We start from the raw sequence: 21,920 nt of genomic DNA, 5'->3' as shown, positions 1-21,920 counted from the left end.
ATTAAGAATATGTTAAGGTTAAAACCGAATTTAGTATTTCTTTAACGCAGTTATTCTAGAGTTTCTAGATAATCTTGAATCAATGCAACACCTTCAGAATGCATCATAGAAGTTCCTATAAAAGGCATGCTTATACCATCTAAATAAAAAGAGATTCTATAGTCAATACTAAAACTTTGCTCTACAATATCACTATTTTCTAAAGGCGTTTCATAAGCAAGGTTTAAAGTTGAAAGGTCTTCACATTGACCACCTGGAATGTGGCAATGTGCACAGTTAATATCCATGTATGCTCGTGCTCTATTTTCTAAACTTTCGTTGTCGTCCTCCCAATTTGGTAAACGTCTTATTGAGGCACTATTCGAGATACCTGTTAATTTTGAATCTGTAATAAATTGTTCCAATTGATTGATTCCATTAATTTCAAAATTCATGGATCTCAATTTTGGACCAATAGGAATAATAGATCCGTTGTTTCCGTGGCAAGTAAAGCAGTCTGTATTTGATGGAATTTTATAGGTTGTAGAATTACTATTACCGTCTGTATCAATCCAAGTTATTGGAAGTTCGCTCCCTTCTAGATCTAAAACAGCATCTGTTTGTGAGTCGTTCCATTTGTAATCTCCGGTTTCCCATATACCATTTATTTTGATTAAAACACGAGTTTCGATAATGGTTCTTCCTAAGGATAAATCGCGTTCATCGTTATTGTAATAAAATGTCTTTGCAATTACGGTTTGATCAGGAAAAAGAGGTAAACCATCTCCATCGTATTCCATACTTGTACCATTTGGTAGTGCTATAATCCGTTGTTTATGCGCATAGTCAGTAAATAAGGGTGTGCTTAGGTTGTACTCAAATCCTTTTGGAGTAATTTGTAATTCGCTAATGTCTCCTATAAATAGATTTAATTCGGAAAGGTTGGTTTTCAATTCTGGAACGACATTTGGGATTAACGTTGTAAAACTATAAACATCTGTGTTTAAACTTGAATTGTCGGTACTGCAAACGGTAGTGATGTAAATATCGTAAGTGGTATTAGCTTGTAAATTAGTGAGAGAGGAAGATGTTTCTGATACTGAAATTGTGGTGCCATTACCGATTGAAAAACCTGAAACACCATATTCTAAATTGTACGATGCAGAAGAATTCGTTGTTTCCCAAAGAATGGTTGCTGAATTAGAGGTAATTGAATTCGCTGTTATGTTAGTTACGGTATCGCATGCAGGAATGAGATTATCATTATCGTCTGAGCATGATGAAAAAATGCTAACACATAAAATTAATATATAGAATTTTTTAAACATTTTGAATAGTCTTCTGATTGATGGTAAGTTGCTAAAGTAATAAATTTAAATTTTAACAAAATAAAATGAATAATTAGCTTTTTAATTCCAGTCATTATTTTGAGGCTGTATTTCTATCGTTAGACCTAGATATTCAATATGTAAGAATGTTGATCAAAAGAAAAGGAGCTATTTTTCAATAGCTCCTACATTGTATATTTGTATTTAAGTGCTTTTAAATGAGTTCTACAAATAAGCCGTCATCGGTCTTTTCAACTTTAGTTAAGCCGTGTTTGCCTAAACCTTTAATGCCCTTGTCCCACCCTTTGTTACTTAAGCCGGATTGCGATTTTAGTACATTTAAGTCCATTCGTTTTTCAGCTTTAAGAACTTCTAAAATGGCTTTTTCATTATCGCTAAGATCAACTTTTTTCTTTTCTGGTCGCATTTGCGGGAAGAATAAAACTTCTTGAATGCTTTGATTATTAGTTAAGAACATAATTAATCGGTCCATTCCAATACCCATTCCAGATGTTGGTGGCATACCGTATTCTAGTGCACGTAAAAAATCGTGATCAATAAACTCTGTAGCTTCATCATCTCCTTTTTGAGCCAGTTTTAATTGGTGCTCAAAACGTTGACGTTGGTCAATTGGGTCGTTAAGTTCTGAATAGGCATTGGCGATTTCTTTTCCACAGACCATCAGCTCAAAACGTTCTGTTAATTCTGGATTGTCTCTATGCTCTTTACATAATGGACTCATTTCTTTAGGGTAGTCGGTAATGAAAGTTGGTTGAATGTAATTACCTTCACATTTTTCACCAAAAATCTCATCGATCAATTTTCCTTTACCCATGGTCTCATCGACCTCAATATGCATGCCTTTAGCAGCAGCCCTAATTTCCTCTTCAGTTTTGTTGTAAATATCGAATCCAGTAAATTCTAAGATAGAATCGCGCATGGTAATACGCTTATATGGTGCTTTAAAATTAATTTTATGTTCACCAAAGGTCGCTTCAGAAGTTCCATTAACAGCGATGGCACAATGCTCTAACAGTTGTTCACAGAAATCCATCATCCAATTGTAATCTTTGTACGATACATAGATTTCCATGGCTGTAAACTCTGGATTATGCGTTCTGTCCATGCCTTCATTTCTGAAGTTTTTAGAAAACTCATATACACCATCAAAACCACCAACAATTAAGCGTTTAAGATAAAGTTCGTTTGCAATTCGCATATATAACGGAATATCTAAACTATTGTGGTGTGTAATAAAGGGACGTGCCGCGGCTCCACCAGGAATTGGTTGTAAAACAGGAGTTTCTACTTCAAAATAACCAGCATCATTAAAAAACTGACGCATAGCATTAAATAATTTGGTACGCTTTACAAATACTTCCTTTACATGTGGATTTACAGCTAAATCGGCATAACGTTGTCTATAACGTTGCTCAGGATCCGTAAAAGCATCATAAGTTTTACCGTCTTTTTGCTTAGGAATAGGTAACGGTTTTAAAGCTTTACTTAGTAATTTAAAGCTTTTAACCATAACTGTTTTTTCTCCAACTTGCGTAGTAAAAAGCACTCCTTCTATACCCACAAAATCACCTAGATCTAAAAGCTTTTTAAACACATCGTTGTAAAATGATTTGTCTTCACCTGTACAAATTTCATCGCGATTAAAATACACTTGAATACGCCCTTCACTATCTTGCAGTTGAGCAAACGAAGCTTTTCCTTGAATGTTAATAGCCATTAAACGCCCAGCAATAATTACCTGTTTACCTTCTTCAAAATCTGATTTTATCTGTTTTGATGTATGATTAACCGGAAATAAATCCGCTGGATAAGGGTTGATCCCTAAAGCTCTAAGCTTTTCTAATTTTTGGCGTCTTACCAATTCTTGTTCTGAAAGTTGCATTCTTATTAATTTTTATCGACTTACTTGTTTTTTAGTAAGCAGATGCAAAATTACACTTTTTACAAAAATTAACGAGCTCCTTTTTAGTTTGATTTTATAACCTCTATATTTTCTATCAAATCACTGTTCTCTGGATGTAATTTGAGAGCTTGCTCTAATACTTGTATAGCATCTACTTTTCTATTTGTAGCACCGAGTGTGTTAGCCAAGCTCATAAAGGTTCTCGGTTCTTCTGGGAATAATTTTGTGTTTAACCTGTATACAGCAATGGCTTCTTCTGTACGGTTTTTGTTATATAAAATAGAACCATAAGTATTGAGTTCAAACCTATGTTGCACTATTTCTTTATATTGTTTTACCAGTTTTTTCTGTTTGCCCAATAAGCCTTTGACTCCTTTCTCTTCAAGAATATCATTGACAATTGTGACGATATGATAATTAGGCTTATAATTGGTGTTGGTAATTATCTGCTCTATATCTTCTTCAAACGAATGAATAGGATATTCTACAATGCGGTTGACTTCCTTTCCGTCTTTGAAAAAAATAATGGTTGGTACTCTATGAATGTTTAAGCCGGCTTCTTCGTGTTGAGGACTTTGTTTATATAAATTAGGTGCTCTACTAACAGCCACAACGGTAAGTTGATCCATTGGAAAATTACATGCTTCTAATACTTTATAGAGTTTAGGAACGTTTTGTTTGCTATCTCCACACCAAGTGCCCATAAAAACAGTGATGTCATAGTGCTTTAGTTCGGGAGCGATAGAAGAAATGATAGTGTCATTAACGTTATAGTCCTCAAAGTTTGTAGAAAACCAAGAATGATAATTGTTACTTTCTAAGCCGTGTTTATCAATCTTTCCAAGTAGGTAAGGGGCTTGCCCATCAATAATGACCTCTTTATTAAATGTTTGTGCTCTCATTTGAAATAGAAAAGCAAGTGCTGCAATAATTGCTAATGTGGTTGTTTTCATATTATACAGGGTTTAATGGTAGGTAAATGTGTTGAGATAAGCGCAGTTATATCTAATGTTGCTATGTAAACGATTTGTTTTTTTTAACGACGCTCAGCCCAACAACGGAAAGTATGCTACTATAGAGAAGCGACAATATTCCCTTTAATTTTTAAGATTTTGTTACCACCATCCGCGTTAGACATAACCGTTATAGTTTTGGTAAATGCACCTAGTCGGTTAGTATCGTATTTAATGTTTATTTCTCCAGTTTTACCGGGAAGTACTGGAGCTTTTGAATAGTTAGGAACGGTACAACCACAGCTCGTTTTTACTTTGGTAATTACCAAAGGAGCGTCTCCTGTATTGGTAAATGTAAATAGGCGATGACCTTCCGAATTTTGAACAATGGTGCCGTAATCTATAACTTCAGTCTTAAATTTTAAAACGGCAACTTTGACGTCACTTTTACCGACTTCTTTGGGTGCAGCGTTGAAAAAACTAAGTGCTAAGATTAAAATAATACTCATGCTGAATGTACGTTTCATAATAAAAAAATTTAATAATTAATATGAAAGCAAACATCTATCTTAATGCTGAAAAATATGAAGAAAGAAGGTTGGAAATCGGTACTAGTACCAAGGTTGAATTTTGTAATTACTTGGTAAACAGAGATTTTGCATCGTTTCTAGATTGTACATTTAATTTCTTATAAATGTTATGAGTATGAGTTTTTACTGTGCTTACACTTAGAAAAAGAGATTCAGCAATATCTTTATTAGTTTTATCTAAGAGTAAATGTTCTAAAACTACTTGTTCTTGTTTAGATAATTTTGCTTTTAGTTCATCAATTTTAGAAGTGTTACGTTTCCATAAGCGATAAACAAAAAATAGATTAATACAAATGGATACTCCCAAAATGGAATAGAGCAATATGCTCCAATGAGATGTTTTTGCACCATGATATGCAGACAACATATAGCGATCTGATTCCAATTCGTTAAGATATTGTTTGGTATATGAAGCGTTAGGGTATCTCTCTTCTAATCGTGTTTTTAATTGATCATAATAATTGTTGTGCTTTAAATCTTCAACATAATAATTGTGTAAATCACTGCTTCTATCAGATAAATAAGCGTAAATATAAAGTTCTGCGATGGGTTCATTTAAGGTAGCTCCAAAATTTTGAAGTGTATGAAACCATTTTTTATTGTTGAGTTTTCGGTTGGCTTCACTTCTAAATTCGCTGTAAGCAAAGCGCATTTCGTTTTTTAATGAATCGATTTTCAAAAAAGCATTTGCTTTAGGATTATTCGATTTTACTTTACAGAATACTTGATTGCCAAATGAGAATGGAAGCTTTAGAGTATCTGTGTTTTTAGCAATAAATAAAAGGGCTTCGCTGTCGTTACAATGACCATTAAAGTGATTAATGCTTTGTTGATTAACTGAACATTTGTCCACATGAATGCGATAAATACGGTTTTCATTGTCTAGCATATTGCCGTCAAATTCAAAAAAACCGGAGTCATCTGCTGTGGTTTTTGCTATTATTTGTTCTGCATAAACACCGTTCATTTTTCTATAATCTTCAACAATAGAAAGGTATACGGATTTATCCCATTCTTCAGGATTGGTATAGCCCGAAAATGAATATTGTGCCTTGCAAACCGAAGTAATAATTAATAAAACGAAAAGTATTTTTATTCGCATGGAACGAAACTACATAATTTAATTCTGATTTCAATATAATGAATTTATAAAAAAATGTAACATTTGTGTATAAAAAACGTCCTATTAATACATCAAATCATCAAACAAATTATGAGTATCTGGCGTGTTATCCTTTCAATTATTTGTCCGCCTTTAGCTGTCTTAGATAAAGGTTGTGGTTCTATTTTAATTACGTTTTTACTGTGGCTTTGCGGTTGGGTGCCAGGCGTTATTGCGGCACTAGTTATATTGAATAATCCTGAGCGATAAAATCACTACCTTTGCGCTTTAATATAGCCCAAAAAGTAGTGATAAAAAATCTAATTATATTATTTGTTATAGCAACCTTTTTCACAAGCTGTAGTGTTACAGAGTCTATTGTTTTTAATAATGATATGAGTGGCGAGTACAGGTCATCTTTTGACTTAACTCCCTTAATGAATTACGCTAGTGAAAATAGTCCTGGTGCAAATGAAGCGTTTATGAACGAAGAAAAAGTTGATACTACAGTGGTGTTTAATGACTTATTTGAAAATTATAAAGACAGTATTGCTACACTTTCAGAAGCTCAACGGTCTAAATTAGAAAACCTTAAAGGTATGTCTATGAGAGTACACATGGATGTAGAAAATGATGTGTTTGAAATTGCAATAAACAAATCATTTAAGACGGTTTCGGAATTAGAAAATATAAATGAAAGAGTAGACGAAGCTATGGGAATAGCAAAAGCTATTGGTAGTAATGAATCTAACGTACCAGATAATCAATTAGATGAATTAACCAAAGTCGATAAGGTTGTTTATACCTTTAAAGATGGTGCTTTTAGACGGTATATGCCCAATGCTGTGGCAGAGCAAAATAAAACTGATGAGCATGAGTCGACTGTAACTGATAAAAGTGATTTTGCGACGCAATTTGAAGAGATGTTTTCTTCGTCGTACTATACACTCGTTTATAGCTTTCCTAAACGTGTAAAATCCGTTTCTAATGAAAATGCTATAATTTCTGAAGATGGAAAAAAGGTGACATATAAAATTGGTTGGAGTGACCTAAAACAAGATGTGACCTCAATGAATTTAAATATAGTGTTAGAAGATTAAGGTTTGAATAAGAGGATACAACTTCAAGATATAGGGATAAAAGATTTTAAAGCTACTTGGGATTACCAAGAAATGCTTTTTAAAGCCATTTTAGACACCAAAATAAAAAATAGAAGAGAGGATGCTGGATTAGAAACCGATAACCATTTTCTATTTGTAGAGCATCCTCATGTCTATACTTTAGGCAAAAGTGGAGATGAGTCTAATTTATTACTTTCTAAAGCGCAATTAGCAGAGAAAGGTGCTACGTTTTACAAAATTAATAGAGGTGGAGATATTACCTATCACGGACCTGGTCAGATTGTAGGTTATCCTATTCTAGATTTAGATAATTTCTTTACAGATATTCATAAGTATTTGCGCTTTTTAGAGGAAGTCATTATTCTCACCTTAAAGGAATACGGACTAAAAACGGAGCGTAGTCCAGGTGAAACAGGGGTGTGGTTAGATGTAGGGACACCATTTGCTCGAAAAATTTGCGCCATGGGAGTCCGTGCAAGTCGTTGGGTTACTATGCATGGATTTGCCTTAAATGTTAATGCTGATTTAGGTTATTTTGATAATATTATCCCTTGTGGCATCAAAGGCAAGGCAGTAACTTCTTTAAATAATGAGTTAGGAATTAAACATGTAGACGAATCCGAAATTAAAGCTAAAATATTAAAACATTTTAGTGTACTTTTTAAAGCTGATTTTGTTTAATAAAGGAAATGGTGTTCAGGGATAGTTATTAAACTGCTGAAGTTAAGACTCGTCATTAAAAAAGACCTTATAATAATGCATCTTTTTCTCTTCGTCATAACCGCGTTCTAGGTATTCTGCAGAAGCATCAGGTGCATCAACATCTAGTTTAATTTGAATATTGGTGTCCAGTTTTATTTCAGTTTTAATTTTTTGTTTTTGCTTTTTTAAGGCGATTTCTGAAACATCAAACTGGTTTCTAATGAGTACTTTATTGTCAGTTTCGTATATTTTTTTATAATCTTCAAACAGTTGTATTTGATCTTCTTCATCAAAGACCTCTTCTTTAAATGTTTCGATATTAACAATTTCATTTTCTTTAAAAAAATCTACTGTTTTTGCTAAAAAATAACTTTGTTCTTGACCTCCAAAATTGGGCTGAAGCACCTCTTTAGAAAACTCTCTACACAGTTCTATGCAATTCTTAGTGTGCTGATTGCTATCGTCTGGATAACTGATGTTTAGAAAGCTTTTTATCCAATACTGTGTGTCGTAAGTGTTATTATCTACACTAAAGACAATTTTGCCTTCCATATCAGAAGTATTTAAGATTAAACAACCTTTATCTACTTTTTTGGCTTGTATACCTTTTTGAACCAAAATGTCATAGTTGTTGTCTTCTAAATAGGTTTGGAAAAACTCAGTCTTATTTTCAATTTTAAATATGCCAATAGCATCTGTAAAATAGTCTTCGTATTGAATGTTTTCAAAATGACAAATAAGGACATCTCCAGTTTTAATTTGAGCAGAATTACTTTGCTCAAACAAATGCGTAACTATATGTTTAGAGATATCTACAAAGTCCGCATCATCTTTAAATAATTGGTCACTATAGGTGTTAATTTCATTAAGACCTACATCACTATGATGATGAAAACGATAGCTTTCAGCAACACTTACAAATGGTTTTAAAAGGTAAGGAAGCATTAAATTATAAGTGGCTTCATCAAAATTTACAATAGCGTCTGAAAAGGCATTTTTTGTACCGTTAAATTTGTTCCCTACTTTGTGAATGATACAGCTTTTTAAAGAGGCTTTTTGTCGTTTTATCATGTTTAAAAATGTAATCTAAATTTTGAATTTACAATACTACAAAACAATGCTCTTATTTTGAATGAAAATGATACTAAAATAGTTGCGTGTTTAATGTAGTTTGTAAACCACAATAGTATTATCGTCACTTTGCGTAATAAGCTCTAAGCCGCGTTCGTTATCAAGTTTTTCTAGCACTGCTGGTGCCGTGCCAAAAACCGGAAAATTAGGTATGGATTTGGCTTGACTATCAAAAAGATATACCTTTTTTGATTGTAAATCTGTTGTTGTAACATAAATTTTGTCATTTAAATAGAATATTCTCGGCTCAGTATATTCTCCGTAATCTAAATCTAGAGTCCTAGATTTAATTATTAATCTATTATCTCTTAGCGAAACTAAGGTTTTACTCGTTGTTGTAATATGGTGTTTGTCTGTAAGGTCTAAGTTTTTTGTCGTGATTTTACCTTTTGTATCTACTTGAGTAAGCTGTCCAAGTTTGTTGGTTGTGGTAAATTTATTTTGGTATAAATAAATCTCGTTATCAGTAAAGTGAATCTTGTCGTTAACTGATACCCTAACAGCACCTTGCCTGTTTAAGATTTTTAGACCTTCACCAGCACCAAATACTATATAATCTTTAGAGCCAATTCTATAATGTTTAGGTTGTGTAATAATATTAGCACTATTGTTTTTATACTTAAATCCATTAACAGATTGTCCTTTGGCATTGTACATTAGTAAATGTTTTCCTTGGGTTACAAGTAGCCTATAATTTTTACGCTTGTCATAATCGAAAACGGAAAGTGGTTGCGTAATTGCGTCATTAAATTTTAATGGAAACGGAGCAACATCATTACCGTTTCGATCTAAAACGTAGAGTCGGTTAGGGGTTGCAAATACTAGTTGTAACCTACCATTTTTATACATGTCTATTTGCTCTATGTTTCCTAAAACTTGTCCGTGAAGTTGTTTTTTCCATAGAATGTTTCCAGTACTTGAAATTAGATATAACATGTTATTGACATCTTGGACAACAATATCATGTGATTTTGTTACATGATTTTTTACAACTTGTGGTGCTGTCAATAATGTAGAATTAAGTGAGGTCGTAAAGGCTTCAGACACCGAATTTGAGGCAGCTCTTTTTTTGAATTTCTGAATGATGCCGTTAATGTGTGTATAATGATTTTCATGTATAAACTGTACGGCATTGGCATTATAACCGTTCATTGGTTTTTCTAAAATATCAGCTAATTTTTCAGAATTTTTAAATATAAATAAGGAGGCCTCGTCACTTAGTTGATCTTTAATGTTTTTAAAGGCATCTGAATTAGCAAGAGTTTTGCTATTTAGGGCGTCAGTAAGAACTGATTTAAGCGTTTCAGAGGAACTTGAAAACACAATGAAGTTTTCAAAAACCGTAAAGAAATTTGCGTTTTCAAAGCTTATAAATGGTTTTAAAAAGGACTTGAAAATATCGGAATCACCAAATTCATAAATATCGATATCTCTAAATGTCTCTGAAAGTGTTTTGTCTTCAATAGATTCTAATATTAAGTTGGGGTCTAATGAATGTAGAGCCAAGACGTTGTCAATTAAAGCGATTTCATTGGTATAGTTTAAAAAACTTTCTTTCTGTGTAGTTGTACTATCGGTTTTTAGGTTATTGATGTTAAACACTGAATAATCATCAAAACTAATACTCAATAAGGAGCTTGTTTTTTCCGGTGCTATAGATGGAGTGTTTATTTTTTGTGGTATTGTATTTTTAAAGGAATCTAAGTGATTTGATGTGGAGTCTTTTGAGGTTAAAATCCCATTGTAGCTTAATCCATTTTTTGTGTATTCAAAATCTAATATGGTAAAGTTGGAATTCCCTTGGTTAACAAAATCCGAAAATAATAATTGCGAATAGTTATTAGCTTCTGATTTAAAAAGAATTGATGCTACTGATTTTTTATCTGTAGTTTCTATTAAATTGCTAATTGTGGTGCTTTCGTTTTCAGCTTTGACGTTTTCTAAAAGATCTAAATTGTTTGAGCCCGCAAACGTGTTTCCAATATTTTTGTGGTAAAGTTTAGTAGAGTCTATTTGGGTTTCTTCAATGTTCGAATTAGCTAATGTTTTTGAAATAACATTATTAACAGCGTCTAAGGTAAATAGTGTGCTATCATTTTTAGTGAAAATAAGATAGTTAGAATCTTTGAAAGCAATATATATGGGTTGCGTAGTGTTAAAGTGATTAAGAAATATCGAGGCGTCTTTTAACTCCTTATTATATAGGCCAGAAAGTACGTCGTTATTTTCAATACTTTTAATAAAATCATTCAACTCATTAACTTGGATAACGGCTGAGGTATTTACTGGAATATAATTGTAAGGTCGTTTGGTTTTGTTGTAGTCTTTTTGACAGGCCAATACTAAGGTGAGAAATATCAATAAAAAACCAAGTCGCTTCATTAGATTGAGAATTTAATTTACAAATATAAAAAGTTATATATCCAATTTGTATTGCTCAGGTAATAATCTAAATGATTTTCTGTGATATTTGGTTATGCCGTATGCTTTAATTGCAGCTCGATGTTCTTTGGTTGGATAGCCCTTGTTTTTTTTCCAATTGTACATCGGAAATTCTTCGTGTATTTTTTCCATGTACTCGTCTCTGTAGGTTTTTGCTAATACAGAAGCAGCGGCAATACTCATAAACTTACTATCGCCTTTAATGATAGTCTGATGAGGAATGTTTTTATAAGGTTTAAATCTGTTACCATCGACGATAATAAATTCAGGCATCATCTTTAAGGCCTCAATTGATCCGTGCATCGCTTTTATGGAGGCGTTTAGTATATTGATCGTGTCAATTTCAGGTTCAAAAATATGCTGTACACCAAAGGAAATACTAGACTCTTCTATAAGAGGCCTCAGAAAGTTTCTGTTTTTTTCTGAAAGCTGTTTGGAATCATTTAATATTTTATTTTTAAATGAGTTTGGTAAAATCACAGCAGCAGCTGTTACTGGGCCAGCCAAACAACCACGCCCAGCTTCGTCAGTACCACATTCCATTTCATGGTTTGAAAATTGAATTTTTAGTGACAAAACATTAAATTTTGAACAAAGTTAAAATTTTAACGCAACCCTTTTACACTTTTTACATCTAAGTAGTGAGTTTATGGTTTAAACAAGGGAAAAAATGAATCATTATGAACGTTGTCAATATGATAACATTATTAACATTTTTTTAGCAAAAAGGCTTGGTTATTTAATATAAAATTAAGATGTTTGCAACTAGACTAACTCAAATAATTGTTTTATGAAATTAAAATTAACATGGTTATTAACGCTTTTTATGGCGTTCGTGATGCAGTTTTCTTTTGCACAAGAGAAAACTGTCACAGGTACAGTTACAACTCAGGATGATGGTTTACCTCTCCCTGGTGCTAGTGTAATTGTAAAAGGGACTCAAAGGGGTCAACAAACAGATTTTGATGGTAAATTTACCATTCAAGTCAATCAAGGAGATGTTTTAATCATCTCATACGTTGGTATGAAAAATGCTGAGGTTACAATAGGTGCAGGTAGTACTTATAATGTAGGGCTTGAGCTAGACAATGCTTTGGATGAGGTTGTTGTTGTTGCTTATGGTACTCAGAAGAAAGAGGCTGTAGTTGGTTCTATATCAACATTGTCGTCTTCTAGTATTGAGACTCAACAGGTGACTTCGCCTCTGAGAGCTCTTCAGGGTTCGGTAGCAGGTGTGAATTTGTTGACTTCAGGTGGGCAGCCAGGTAGCAGTCCAACGATTAGAATTAGAGGTTTCTCGAGTATTAACGCTGAATCAGGGCCGTTAATTGTTTTGGATGGTTCTCCTTTTAATGGAAACTTAAATTCAATCAGTCAGGATCAAATTGAGTCTTTAACTGTTTTGAAAGATGCTTCTTCTACATCTTTGTATGGGTCAAGAGGGGCGAATGGTGTAATATTGATTACAACTAAAAAAGGAAAATTAGCTTCTGGAGCGCGAGTAACAGTTAGAAGTCAGTATGGTATTTCTAATCCTGCTGTTGGTTTGCATGATTTAGTTGGTACAGAAGATAATTTAAAACTTTCTTGGCAAGCTATAAGAAACAGTAACCAATATTCTTTAGGGCAAGATGCAGCTACTGCTGCTGCAAATGCTTCTGGTTCTTTAATTGGGGCTTTAGGTTATAATCCATATAATGTTTCTAATCCAATTGGTACTGATGGTAATTTAGTGCCTGGTGCTCAGCTTTTGTGGGAAACAAATTGGGAAGATTTATTGATAAGGTCAGATGTTCCTAGAACTAATCATAATATTAGTGTTTCAGGAGGAAGCGATAATACGACTTACTTCTTCGCTGTAGATTATTTGAATGAAGAAGGTCCGGTAATTACATCTGATTTTGAACGTATTTCAACACGATTAAACTTAGAAACGCAAGTTAATGACTGGTTAAAAGTTGGTATAAATACCAGTTTTTCTAGATCTAATTCTGGTAACCCAGATCAAACATCTGGGAGTACTACTCAATCAATAGGGTGGATTTATAATATGTCAAGTATATTTCCAGCCTACGCACGTGATGCTGCAGGTAATATAGTTAGAGATGCTGCAGGAAATAGATTCTATGATGCAGGAAATGGTAACGGTGGCAGGTTAGGTCAATCATTGAATGCAACAAGACCTATTAATAGTGGTGAGAATATTTTAGCTTCATTATTGTTAGGGAGTGAAAATGAAAAAAGAACAAATTACGTTGGTAATGCTTTTGCAGAAGTTAAGTTTTTGAAAAATTTCAAGTTTACTACACGTACTAGTTTTGAGAGCTACGTTTTTGATTCACATTCTTTTGATGATGACATAATTGGTGCAGCATCATCTGTTGGCGGTAGAGTAAGTAAGTCAAGAAGTGTTACTAATACGCTTAATGCAATCCAGGCTCTTAACTATTCTAATAGTTTTGGAAAACATAACCTTTCTGTTGATGCTATAATGGAGGCTTATGAGTTGAGTTTAGATACTTTTAGTGCTAGTGCAACTGGTTTACTTCCTAATCAAGAAGAACTAGGTAATGCTGCTAACCCAGAATCTACTGGTGGTTTTAGGATTTCTGAACGAATTAATGGATATTTAGGTAGGGTAGCTTACAATTATGATAATAAATATTTTGTAGAAGGTTCAGTTAGAACAGATGGTTCTTCAAAATTTGGTAGTGATTATAGATGGGGAACATTTTATTCTGTAGGTGCAAGCTGGGCTATTTCTAATGAGAGCTTTATGGATAATATAGACGCTATTTCTAGTCTTAAAATTAGAGGGTCTTATGGTGAATTAGGAAATAATGCTGGTATTGGGCAGTTTCCTTATCAATTTGTTTTTGGGGGAGTAAACCCTAATGGTATTACGTTATCTCCAGTAGAGGGTAATCCATCAATATTGCCTCCAACATCATTACCTGACCCTGCTTTACAATGGGAAAAAACTGCTTCCACTAATGTAGGTATAGATTTTAATCTATGGAATAGTGCATTTTATGGTTCTGTGGATTATTATTCTAAAGAGAGTATTGATTTGTTATATAGTGTTCCTGCAGTTAACTCAACAGGTGTTGAAACTGTCTTTACAAATAATGGTGCAGTTAAAAATTATGGATGGGAGTTTTCTTTAAATTCTCAAATTATTGATAAAGAGAATTTTTCTTGGAGTGTAGGAGCCAATTTCTCAATGGATAAAAATGAGATTACTAGCTTGCCTCAAGATCAGTTTATCAATGGAACTAAATTATGGAAAGAAGGAAACTCATTATATGATTTTTATATGGACGAATGGGCTGGTGTAGACCCTGCAACAGGTGATGCATTATGGTACTATGATGTTCTTGATGCTGATGGTAATGTTATAGGGAGAGATGTTACGAGCGATAACACGCAAGCTACACAGTATGAGGTAGGTAAGTCTTCTTTGCCAGACATCCAGGGTGGTTTTAATACAAATTTACGTTATAAGCAGTTTGATTTAAGTGCATTATTCAACTTTAGTAAAGGTGCTTACTTGTATGATAGTGATTATTCAGGATTAATTGCTGGTTTTAGTACTATCGGCTCAGGGGCTCACCCTGATAATTTTAAAGCATGGCAACAACCAGGTGATATAACTGATTTCCCTAGGTTAACAACAGCAAACAATAACTTTACAGCTAGATCTACAAGATTTTTGTTTAAAAATGATTATGTAAGACTTAAGGCTTTAACTATAGGTTATAACTTACCTACTGAAGATGCTGAGAAAATGGGGTTAACCAAAGTGCGTATATTTTTACAAGCGGATAACTTGATAACATGGCAATCGCATAAAGGTATAGATCCAGAACAAAGCTTTGCTGGTACTACTGCTAATAGATCACCACTACAGAGAACTATTACTACAGGTGTAATTATAGGATTTTAAAAAAATGAGAAAGATGAAAAATAAATTAAAATTAAAGAATGCTTTAAGCTATAGATTTATAGCTCTATCGCTAATGTTACTAACCTTCGCAAGTTGTTCCAAGGATTATTTAGAAGAGCCTGATAATACAGCTGGTCTTACAGAAGATGTCGTGTTTAGTAGCAGACAGGTTACAGAATCGTACATTGCAGGTATTTTGGCGAATTATAAAGGCCAATATCAGGGAAGTCCTGATGCAGGTGGCATATACTCTTTAGATTATGCAAGAGTAGTTAAAGGTAATGATGTAATACAGGGTGTCAGTCATTATCGATTTGACTATAATCATGAGAATAGAGAGCCGAATTATAGAAGAACGCAATTTAATTGGGATTTTAATTACCAAAACGTTAACTATGCTAATATACTAATTCAGGGTGTTAGTGAGAGTGCTTTATCTGACGTAGAAAAAAAGGAATTTATTGCTATTGGTAAGGCTCTTAGAGCATATCACCATTTTCAATTATTACTTGATTTTGTTCCAAATTACGCAAATAACAAAGATGTTGTAAGGATTCCATTCTACACAGAACGTGTTTCTTTAGAAACAGTTGGTGGTAAAGCACCTTCTTCTGCAAGTGATATTATGGATCAAATATTATTAGATATCAATGATGCTATTGCTGACTTACCAGATAGTCGTATTGGTAAGAGTTATATTAATAAAAGAGTGGCATATGGTATGAAAGCTAGAATTTTAGCTGTTACTAAGGATGATTGGGCTGGTATGTCAGAAGCTGCAAAAATGGCATATGGTGGTAATGCTGCAGCTGCTGTTGCATCTATAAACTGGGGTAATGGTTTTAATAATATGGAAGATGATGAATGGATTTGGGCGCTTTATCAGAATGGTACTTCAGAAACTAATTATTATTGGGGGCATACAGCTGCTTTCTTTGATCATTTTAACTTGTCTTACCAAGCAGCTTATATGAACCCAAATTTTGTAAATGAATTTTCTGATACAGATGTTAGAAATACTTTTTCTGATTTCTATGGAGTATCTGCAAGTGTGCCATGGAGAGAGTTTGTCTCGAGCAAATTTGTTTTCGGATTTGATAGTGATATTGTTTTGATGAGAAATTCTGAAATGGTCTTATACGATGCTGAAGCTCAGTACCAATTAGGTAATATCCCTGAAGCTAAAAACTTACTTTTTGCATTACAATCTAATAGAGATCCTAATGCGGTTATGTCTGCTAATGTAGGTACTCAACTTTTTGAAGAAATTTTATTAGAGAGACGTAAGGAAATGTATGGTGAGTTTGGTACGGAATGGTTTGATGCAAAAAGGTATAATAGAGCGATTAACAGAGATGCAGTTCATAGAACACCTGTTAACGTACCTGCAGATAGTCCATTGTTTTACCTAAAGATTCCTCAGACTGAGATTGATGCAAGTGAATTCTATACGGACGCTATTAATCAAGAATAGTATTATATAAATTATTAACTTATAATATAGACTCTTAGCACTCTAAGAGTCTATATTTAAAATTTAAATTATGAAAAAAAAATTTTTAATAGGTATATTATCGTTAGGTTTTGCTTTTTTAGGCTGTGAACAAGATGATATAGAAAGAGCGAATAGAGTTTCTTTTGAAAATGAAACTGTAGAAGTACAGGTGCCTAGAGACGCTATTGATTTTCAAAGACCTATATCAATATATGTAAGTGAAGTTTCTGGAAGCGATAGAGTGTTTCAAATTGCTGTAAATGATGAGGAGTCTACTCTTGAATCTAGTGAATATTCTATTCCGTCTTCAGTAACGGTTCCAGCTAATTCTAAAACAGGTGAGTTTATTATGACAGTTTCTGATGTTTCTTTATCATTTGAAGCTAAAACTTTATCTTTACAATTACTATCGGATGATGATACTTATACTGGTAATGCCATGTTATTTGTCACTGAGCGTTGTGATGATACTGTTGTAGGATTAAATTTGGCATTTGATGATTATGCAGAAGAAGCATATTGGGATTTATATGATTTATCAGGGACTCCTACAATTATCTTTTCAGGCGGGCAAGGTAGTGCTTACGACGAATTAGATAACGGTGAATTTGATATTGAGTTTTGTTTGGCTTCTGGTAATTATGGTATTGTAGTTTATGATGGATATGGTGATGGTGGTACCACTTTTACGGTTTCTGCAGGTGAAACTGTTCTTGCGTCTGGTACAGTTCCTGGGGGTAATCCAGCTAACGTTCCAACAAATATAACATCTCTTTTTACGGTTGATTAATTATCAATTCTATTTATATTTTAAGCCACCTATTTCTGGGTGGCTTTTTTTATTAAAAATAAGCATACAGAATTAATTAGATTTTATGTATATTGCTTTCGAAATTAATAAAAAATAAAAATGAAAAAGTGCTTATTTATTATAGTAGTATTGTTGGGATTAAATTACTCAGTTGCCCAAGACAATAGTACTTATAAATTATCTAAAGAAAATTTAGAACTATTAAAAAAAATAGAAAATCAAGAAAATGAAAGATTAACTAGGGTTAGAACTTATATAAGAAACAACCCTAATTCTAAGATTACTACTAAGGATGATCTTAATATAACTCAGATATATGACGTTAGAGATGGTGAGGTTTTGTATAGAACGACAGATAATTTAAATGCGGCTAGAGCTACAAAAACAACAGCACTTCATTCTGGTGGGAGCTTAGGCTTAAATCTAGATGGTACTGGAATGACCATTGGTGTTTGGGATGGTGGTCCTGCTGATTCCTCACATCCTGAATTTGAAAATAAAACTAATACAGGGTCACGAGTTTCAATTATTGATAACTCTACTGTTGATGGTGATACGGGATTTAGTTCACATGGTACACATGTTACAGGAACTATAGCTGCAAAAGGGGTTAATGCAAGTGCATTAGGTATGGCCCCTAACGTCAATGTTAAATCTTATAATTGGAGTAATGACTTATCTGAGATGATTTCTGCAGCCAATAATATTAATAATCCTATACTAATTTCCAACCATTCATATGGTGTCCCTATTATTCCGGACAGCGGTGATGCTCTACCTGCTTGGTATATGGGGGCTTATACACAAGATGCAGTAGATATTGATAATATTGCAAAAAATAATCCTAAGTATTTAATAGTCGCGTCGGCAGGTAATGCTGGCACAACGACCTATACAGGTGGTTTATATTCAGGTTATGATAAACTTACGACTGATAAAAATGCAAAAAATAATTTAGTGATTGCTAATGCTAATCCTGTTGTAACAGAGCAGCCATTGTTTAGTGGTAATTTTAATATTACTAATCTAGCTATTAATTCAGGAAGTAGTCAGGGACCAACGGATGATTTAAGAATTAAACCAGATCTAGCTGCAGATGGTACAGCTGTAACATCTTCAATCCCAGGAAATGGTTATGCATCATTTAACGGAACATCAATGTCATCGCCTAATACCTCAGGTTCGTTAATTTTATTACAGCAATATTATCACCAATTGCATGGTGTTTATATGAATTCTTCTACGCTCAAAGGATTAGTGTGTCACACGTCAACTGATGACAATAATCCTGGGCCAGACCCTATTTTTGGATGGGGTTTTTTAGATGTTAAATTGTCAGCTGAAACTATATTAGCAGATGTAAATGGTGAGGCTGTTTTAGATGAATTGAATTTGGCACAAGGACAAACGTATAGTATGACATTTTCTGCTGAAGCGGGTGATAAACTAATAGCATCTATTTCTTGGACAGATATGCCTGGTAGTGCTATTAGTAATGGTAGTTTAAATAATTCATCACCGAGATTGGTTAATGATTTAGATTTGAGATTATCAAAAGATGGAGTGGATTACTTTCCTTGGAAATTAGATTACTCTAATACATCTGGATTTTCTAATTCAAAAGGAGATAATATTGTGGACAATATTGAAAGAGTAGAACTTGAGGCTCCTTCAACTGGTATGTATACATTAACAGTTACTCATAAAGGGTTATTACAAGGTAATGTTGGAGGACCTTTTGATCCTCAATCACAGGATTATGCTCTAATAGTTACAGGAAACAACATTACCCTAGGGACTTCTGATAATAGTTTATCCAATAGCTTAGTAGTATATCCTAATCCTAACAAAGGTGAATTTACAATTAGTTTTGATTCTAGTTTAAGTGATAATAGTGATGTCAATGTAGATATCTATGATGTTAGCGGAAGATTAGTTTATAAAAATATTTTCACTAATAATACTGTCAGATTTAATGAAACTATTAGTTTAGACAATGTAGCTTCTGGTGTCTATATTGCTAATATTTCTCAGGGAAATAAAATGACATCTCAAAAAATTATTATTGAGTAAACTATATAATTTATATAGAGTATTAAAGACCAACAATAATTCTGTTGGTCTTTTTTTTGTTAAGTAAATTGTAATTTTCCATACGTAAACAATAATTTATAGTTTACTTTGTTTGAAAACTAGAAAGTATCAAATGCAGTACAAATATTTCTACATTCTTATATTTTGTTTATTTACCAGTGTATTTAGCGCTCAAATTAAATTGAATAACGCATATGCAGGTAATGGTCAAGATAGTTCTTCTTCTAAAAAATCTAGAGGATTTAAAGAACTGGCAACAATCGACATGTATCTTCAAATAAATAATGCACTAGATTCTATTCAGGTGGATACAACTCTAGTAATTCAAAAAGATTATAAATTTAATTACCTACAAAAAGATAATTTTAATTTACTGTCATTTGCTAATATTGGTCAAACATACAATACGCTTAGTTATAATTCTATTGATAATAATATTATACCATTATTCGGGGGTAGAGCTCGTCATTTTAATTACCTAGAGCATGATCAAATTTTATTTTACGAAGTCCCAACACCATGGACGCGGTTAACATATAAAACAGCCTTTGAGCAAGGACAACTTTTAGATGCTTTTTTCACGGTAAATTTGTCTAAACAATTTAACTTCTCAATAGCGTATAAAGGATTAAGATCCTTAGGAAACTATCAAAATGCGTTATCTAGTACGGGTAATTTTCGATTTACTTCTAATTATAAAACCAAAAATGAAAAGTATATAGCCAAAGGATATGTTGTGATGCAAGATTTACTTAATCAGGAGAACGGTGGCCTAGAATCAGATGATCTAAATAACTTTACTTCTGGTAATGAAGAGTTTTTAGATCGTTCTGTCTTTGATCCTGCGTTTGAGAATGCAGAAAATATTTTGGAAGGTAAACGTTTCTATTTTGAGCATTCTTATGCGGTACTTCAAGATAAAGACAGCTTATCAAACAACAATATTAATATTTTTAATAAAATTTCGTTCGAAGATAAATATTACCAGTATAGTCAAACGGCTGCCGATGCTAGTTATTTTGGTGATGCATTTGCTACGAGTATTAATGATAAGGTAAAGTTAGAGCATTTTAATACAGCTTTAGGAGTTACCTATAGTAACAACGTGATAGGAAATATAGAGTTTGCTGTAAATTATACAGATGTGAACTATGGTTATAATAGTGTTGTCTTGTTACCCACGGAGACTATTACAAATAGAATAAAATCGAATTTTTTAGGTGTCGAAGGAGGTTATTCCAAAAAGTATAAGGGATTTCGTCTTACAGGAAAAGGTGGTCTAAATCTTTCAGATACATTTGTGGGAAGTTTTTTGGATGGAAATATAAGTTTAAAGTTGAATAAGGATATTGAGTTTTCTGGAGGTATTGCTATTAATACTCGACTTGCAAACTATAACTATTTATTATATCAAAGTGATTACATCAATTATAACTGGTACAATTTGGATGATTTTCAAAACGTGAATACTCAACAATTGAAATTTAATCTAAAATCACAAAGATGGCTTAATGCTTCCTTTGATTTATCTAATATTGAAAACTACACTTATTTTAATTTAGAAGAAACTGTCGACGGTTTGAATAAGATAGAACCAAAACAGTATAATAAAACACTTCAATATTTAAGACTTAAATTACAGAAAGAATTTAAAGTTGGAAATTTTGCATTAGATAACACAGTAATGTATCAAAATGTGGTTAGTGATGAAGACGTTCTCAATGTTCCAGAAATTATTACAAGAAATACGCTGTATTATTCAAATCAGTTGTTTAAAAAATCCATGACACTGCAAACTGGAGTTACCTTTAATTATTTTACCAAATATAATATGAATGGTTATGATCCACTGCTTGCTGAATTCTACACACAGAGTGAAACCAAATTAGGAGGATTTCCTAGACTAGATTTCTTTATCAATGCAAAAGTGAGACAAACAAGGATCTTTTTTAAAGCAGAACACTTTAATTCATCTTTTACTGGTTACGATTATTTTTCGGCACCAAACAATCCTTACAGAGACTTTACAATAAGATTTGGTTTAGTTTGGGATTTCTTTTTATAGAGTGTTTCAATAATCTCAGTGGGTTGTAAGTCTTGTAAACCGGAGTTATGATTTTAATTTTTTAATTCTTTTTATTCTACATCAGTTATAATAAATACTTGTATTTATATGTGTTTAACCCTTATATTATAATGATTGCTATCTATAATATAAGATTGTCTACTTTATATAAAGAGAATATAGAAACAAAAAAGGATGCCGTTACTACCGCTAACGCACATACTTGTTATGGTTCTA

16 protein-coding genes are annotated in these 21,920 nt (G+C 32.9%); 8 read left to right on the top strand and 8 right to left on the bottom strand.

Annotated features, from left to right (window positions below; all coding sequences use genetic code 11):
- Nucleotides 1–50: 50 nt before the first annotated feature.
- The 5 genes from C8N41_RS00080 to C8N41_RS00060 all read right to left on the bottom strand — a co-directional run bounded on the left by C8N41_RS00080 (nucleotide 51) and on the right by C8N41_RS00060 (nucleotide 5,876).
- Nucleotides 51–1,307 carry a fibronectin type III domain-containing protein gene (locus C8N41_RS00080; protein WP_115837610.1) on the bottom strand — a complete coding sequence of 419 codons (1,257 nt, stop codon included), beginning with the start codon at nucleotides 1,305–1,307 and terminating at the stop codon, nucleotides 51–53.
- Nucleotides 1,308–1,521: 214 nt separating this feature from the next.
- The gene (lysS, locus tag C8N41_RS00075; protein WP_115837607.1) at nucleotides 1,522–3,210 is read right to left on the bottom strand and encodes a lysine--tRNA ligase; all 1,689 of its coding nucleotides are present in this window, start codon (nucleotides 3,208–3,210) and stop codon (nucleotides 1,522–1,524) included.
- 83 nt (nucleotides 3,211–3,293) lie between these two features.
- Complete coding sequence (locus C8N41_RS00070) at nucleotides 3,294–4,184, bottom strand: thioredoxin family protein (protein ID WP_115837605.1); 891 nt, start codon at nucleotides 4,182–4,184, stop codon at nucleotides 3,294–3,296.
- A 119-nt stretch (nucleotides 4,185–4,303) separates the two neighbouring features.
- On the bottom strand, nucleotides 4,304–4,711 hold the full coding sequence (locus C8N41_RS00065; protein WP_092446699.1) for a DUF1573 domain-containing protein: 408 nt from the start codon (nucleotides 4,709–4,711) through the stop codon (nucleotides 4,304–4,306).
- Between the two features lie 109 nt (nucleotides 4,712–4,820).
- Complete coding sequence (locus C8N41_RS00060; RefSeq protein WP_115837603.1) at nucleotides 4,821–5,876, bottom strand: response regulator transcription factor; 1,056 nt, start codon at nucleotides 5,874–5,876, stop codon at nucleotides 4,821–4,823.
- Between the two features lie 111 nt (nucleotides 5,877–5,987).
- Between C8N41_RS00060 and C8N41_RS00055 the strand changes: the two genes are divergently transcribed.
- Genes C8N41_RS00055 through lipB form a run of 3 tightly spaced genes read left to right on the top strand, consistent with a single transcriptional unit; the run spans nucleotide 5,988 to nucleotide 7,678 of the window.
- Nucleotides 5,988–6,146 (top strand): YqaE/Pmp3 family membrane protein, encoded by a 159-nt coding sequence (locus C8N41_RS00055; protein ID WP_092446701.1) that lies wholly within the window; start codon nucleotides 5,988–5,990, stop codon nucleotides 6,144–6,146.
- Between the two features lie 11 nt (nucleotides 6,147–6,157).
- Nucleotides 6,158–6,976 (top strand): hypothetical protein, encoded by an 819-nt coding sequence (locus C8N41_RS00050; RefSeq protein ID WP_147298914.1) that lies wholly within the window; start codon nucleotides 6,158–6,160, stop codon nucleotides 6,974–6,976.
- A gap of 3 nt (nucleotides 6,977–6,979) precedes the next feature.
- Nucleotides 6,980–7,678, top strand: a complete 699-nt coding sequence (gene lipB, locus C8N41_RS00045) for a lipoyl(octanoyl) transferase LipB (protein WP_115837599.1) — start codon at nucleotides 6,980–6,982, stop codon at nucleotides 7,676–7,678.
- Between the two features lie 42 nt (nucleotides 7,679–7,720).
- Here the strand turns inward: lipB and C8N41_RS00040 are convergent, their stop codons facing one another.
- From C8N41_RS00040 to C8N41_RS00030, 3 genes are all read right to left on the bottom strand, one after another.
- Entirely contained in the window at nucleotides 7,721–8,770 is a 1,050-nt protein-coding gene (locus C8N41_RS00040; RefSeq protein ID WP_115837597.1) for a nucleoid-associated protein, read from the bottom strand.
- A 90-nt stretch (nucleotides 8,771–8,860) separates the two neighbouring features.
- On the bottom strand, nucleotides 8,861–11,212 hold the full coding sequence (locus C8N41_RS00035; RefSeq protein WP_115837595.1) for a ribonuclease HII: 2,352 nt from the start codon (nucleotides 11,210–11,212) through the stop codon (nucleotides 8,861–8,863).
- Nucleotides 11,213–11,245: 33 nt separating this feature from the next.
- Nucleotides 11,246–11,815 (bottom strand): ribonuclease HII, encoded by a 570-nt coding sequence (locus C8N41_RS00030; RefSeq protein ID WP_115837593.1) that lies wholly within the window; start codon nucleotides 11,813–11,815, stop codon nucleotides 11,246–11,248.
- A 247-nt stretch (nucleotides 11,816–12,062) separates the two neighbouring features.
- Between C8N41_RS00030 and C8N41_RS00025 the strand changes: the two genes are divergently transcribed.
- The 5 genes from C8N41_RS00025 (at nucleotide 12,063) to C8N41_RS00005 (ending at nucleotide 21,683) form a co-directional block, all read left to right on the top strand.
- A complete protein-coding gene (locus C8N41_RS00025) occupies nucleotides 12,063–15,218 on the top strand; it encodes a SusC/RagA family TonB-linked outer membrane protein (protein ID WP_115837591.1) in 3,156 nt (1,051 codons plus the stop codon).
- Between the two features lie 13 nt (nucleotides 15,219–15,231).
- The gene (locus C8N41_RS00020) at nucleotides 15,232–16,692 is read left to right on the top strand and encodes a RagB/SusD family nutrient uptake outer membrane protein (RefSeq protein WP_170137064.1); all 1,461 of its coding nucleotides are present in this window, start codon (nucleotides 15,232–15,234) and stop codon (nucleotides 16,690–16,692) included.
- A 70-nt stretch (nucleotides 16,693–16,762) separates the two neighbouring features.
- Complete coding sequence (locus C8N41_RS00015; RefSeq protein ID WP_115837587.1) at nucleotides 16,763–17,503, top strand: beta-barrel fold lipoprotein; 741 nt, start codon at nucleotides 16,763–16,765, stop codon at nucleotides 17,501–17,503.
- 120 nt (nucleotides 17,504–17,623) lie between these two features.
- Nucleotides 17,624–19,597, top strand: a complete 1,974-nt coding sequence (locus tag C8N41_RS00010; protein WP_115837585.1) for a S8 family serine peptidase — start codon at nucleotides 17,624–17,626, stop codon at nucleotides 19,595–19,597.
- A gap of 202 nt (nucleotides 19,598–19,799) precedes the next feature.
- Nucleotides 19,800–21,683, top strand: coding sequence for a putative porin (locus C8N41_RS00005; RefSeq protein WP_249033202.1), 1,884 nt, complete (start codon nucleotides 19,800–19,802; stop codon nucleotides 21,681–21,683).
- Nucleotides 21,684–21,920: the final 237 nt, after the last annotated feature.

Source organism: Winogradskyella sediminis (assembly GCF_003387355.1).
Taxonomy (GTDB): domain Bacteria; phylum Bacteroidota; class Bacteroidia; order Flavobacteriales; family Flavobacteriaceae; genus Winogradskyella; species Winogradskyella sediminis.
The sequence above is the reverse complement of the archived record's forward strand: the minus strand, read 5'-3'. Positions and strand labels throughout refer to the sequence as shown.

Excerpts from the sequence above, each read along its gene's own strand:
- C8N41_RS00015 (WP_115837587.1), top strand. The coding sequence starts at position 16,763 with ATGAAAAAAAAATTTTTAATAGGTATATTATCGTTAGGTTTTGCTTTT.
- C8N41_RS00040 (WP_115837597.1), bottom strand. The coding sequence starts at position 8,770 with ATGATAAAACGACAAAAAGCCTCTTTAAAAAGCTGTATCATTCACAAA.
- C8N41_RS00060 (WP_115837603.1), bottom strand. The coding sequence starts at position 5,876 with ATGCGAATAAAAATACTTTTCGTTTTATTAATTATTACTTCGGTTTGC.
- C8N41_RS00035 (WP_115837595.1), bottom strand. The coding sequence starts at position 11,212 with ATGAAGCGACTTGGTTTTTTATTGATATTTCTCACCTTAGTATTGGCC.
- C8N41_RS00080 (WP_115837610.1), bottom strand. The coding sequence starts at position 1,307 with ATGTTTAAAAAATTCTATATATTAATTTTATGTGTTAGCATTTTTTCA.
- lysS (WP_115837607.1), bottom strand. The coding sequence starts at position 3,210 with ATGCAACTTTCAGAACAAGAATTGGTAAGACGCCAAAAATTAGAAAAG.
- C8N41_RS00020 (WP_170137064.1), top strand. The coding sequence starts at position 15,232 with ATGAAAAATAAATTAAAATTAAAGAATGCTTTAAGCTATAGATTTATA.
- C8N41_RS00065 (WP_092446699.1), bottom strand. The coding sequence starts at position 4,711 with ATGAAACGTACATTCAGCATGAGTATTATTTTAATCTTAGCACTTAGT.
- C8N41_RS00070 (WP_115837605.1), bottom strand. The coding sequence starts at position 4,184 with ATGAAAACAACCACATTAGCAATTATTGCAGCACTTGCTTTTCTATTT.
- C8N41_RS00010 (WP_115837585.1), top strand. The coding sequence starts at position 17,624 with ATGAAAAAGTGCTTATTTATTATAGTAGTATTGTTGGGATTAAATTAC.
- C8N41_RS00025 (WP_115837591.1), top strand. The coding sequence starts at position 12,063 with ATGAAATTAAAATTAACATGGTTATTAACGCTTTTTATGGCGTTCGTG.
- C8N41_RS00055 (WP_092446701.1), top strand. The coding sequence starts at position 5,988 with ATGAGTATCTGGCGTGTTATCCTTTCAATTATTTGTCCGCCTTTAGCT.
- C8N41_RS00030 (WP_115837593.1), bottom strand. The coding sequence starts at position 11,815 with ATGGAATGTGGTACTGACGAAGCTGGGCGTGGTTGTTTGGCTGGCCCA.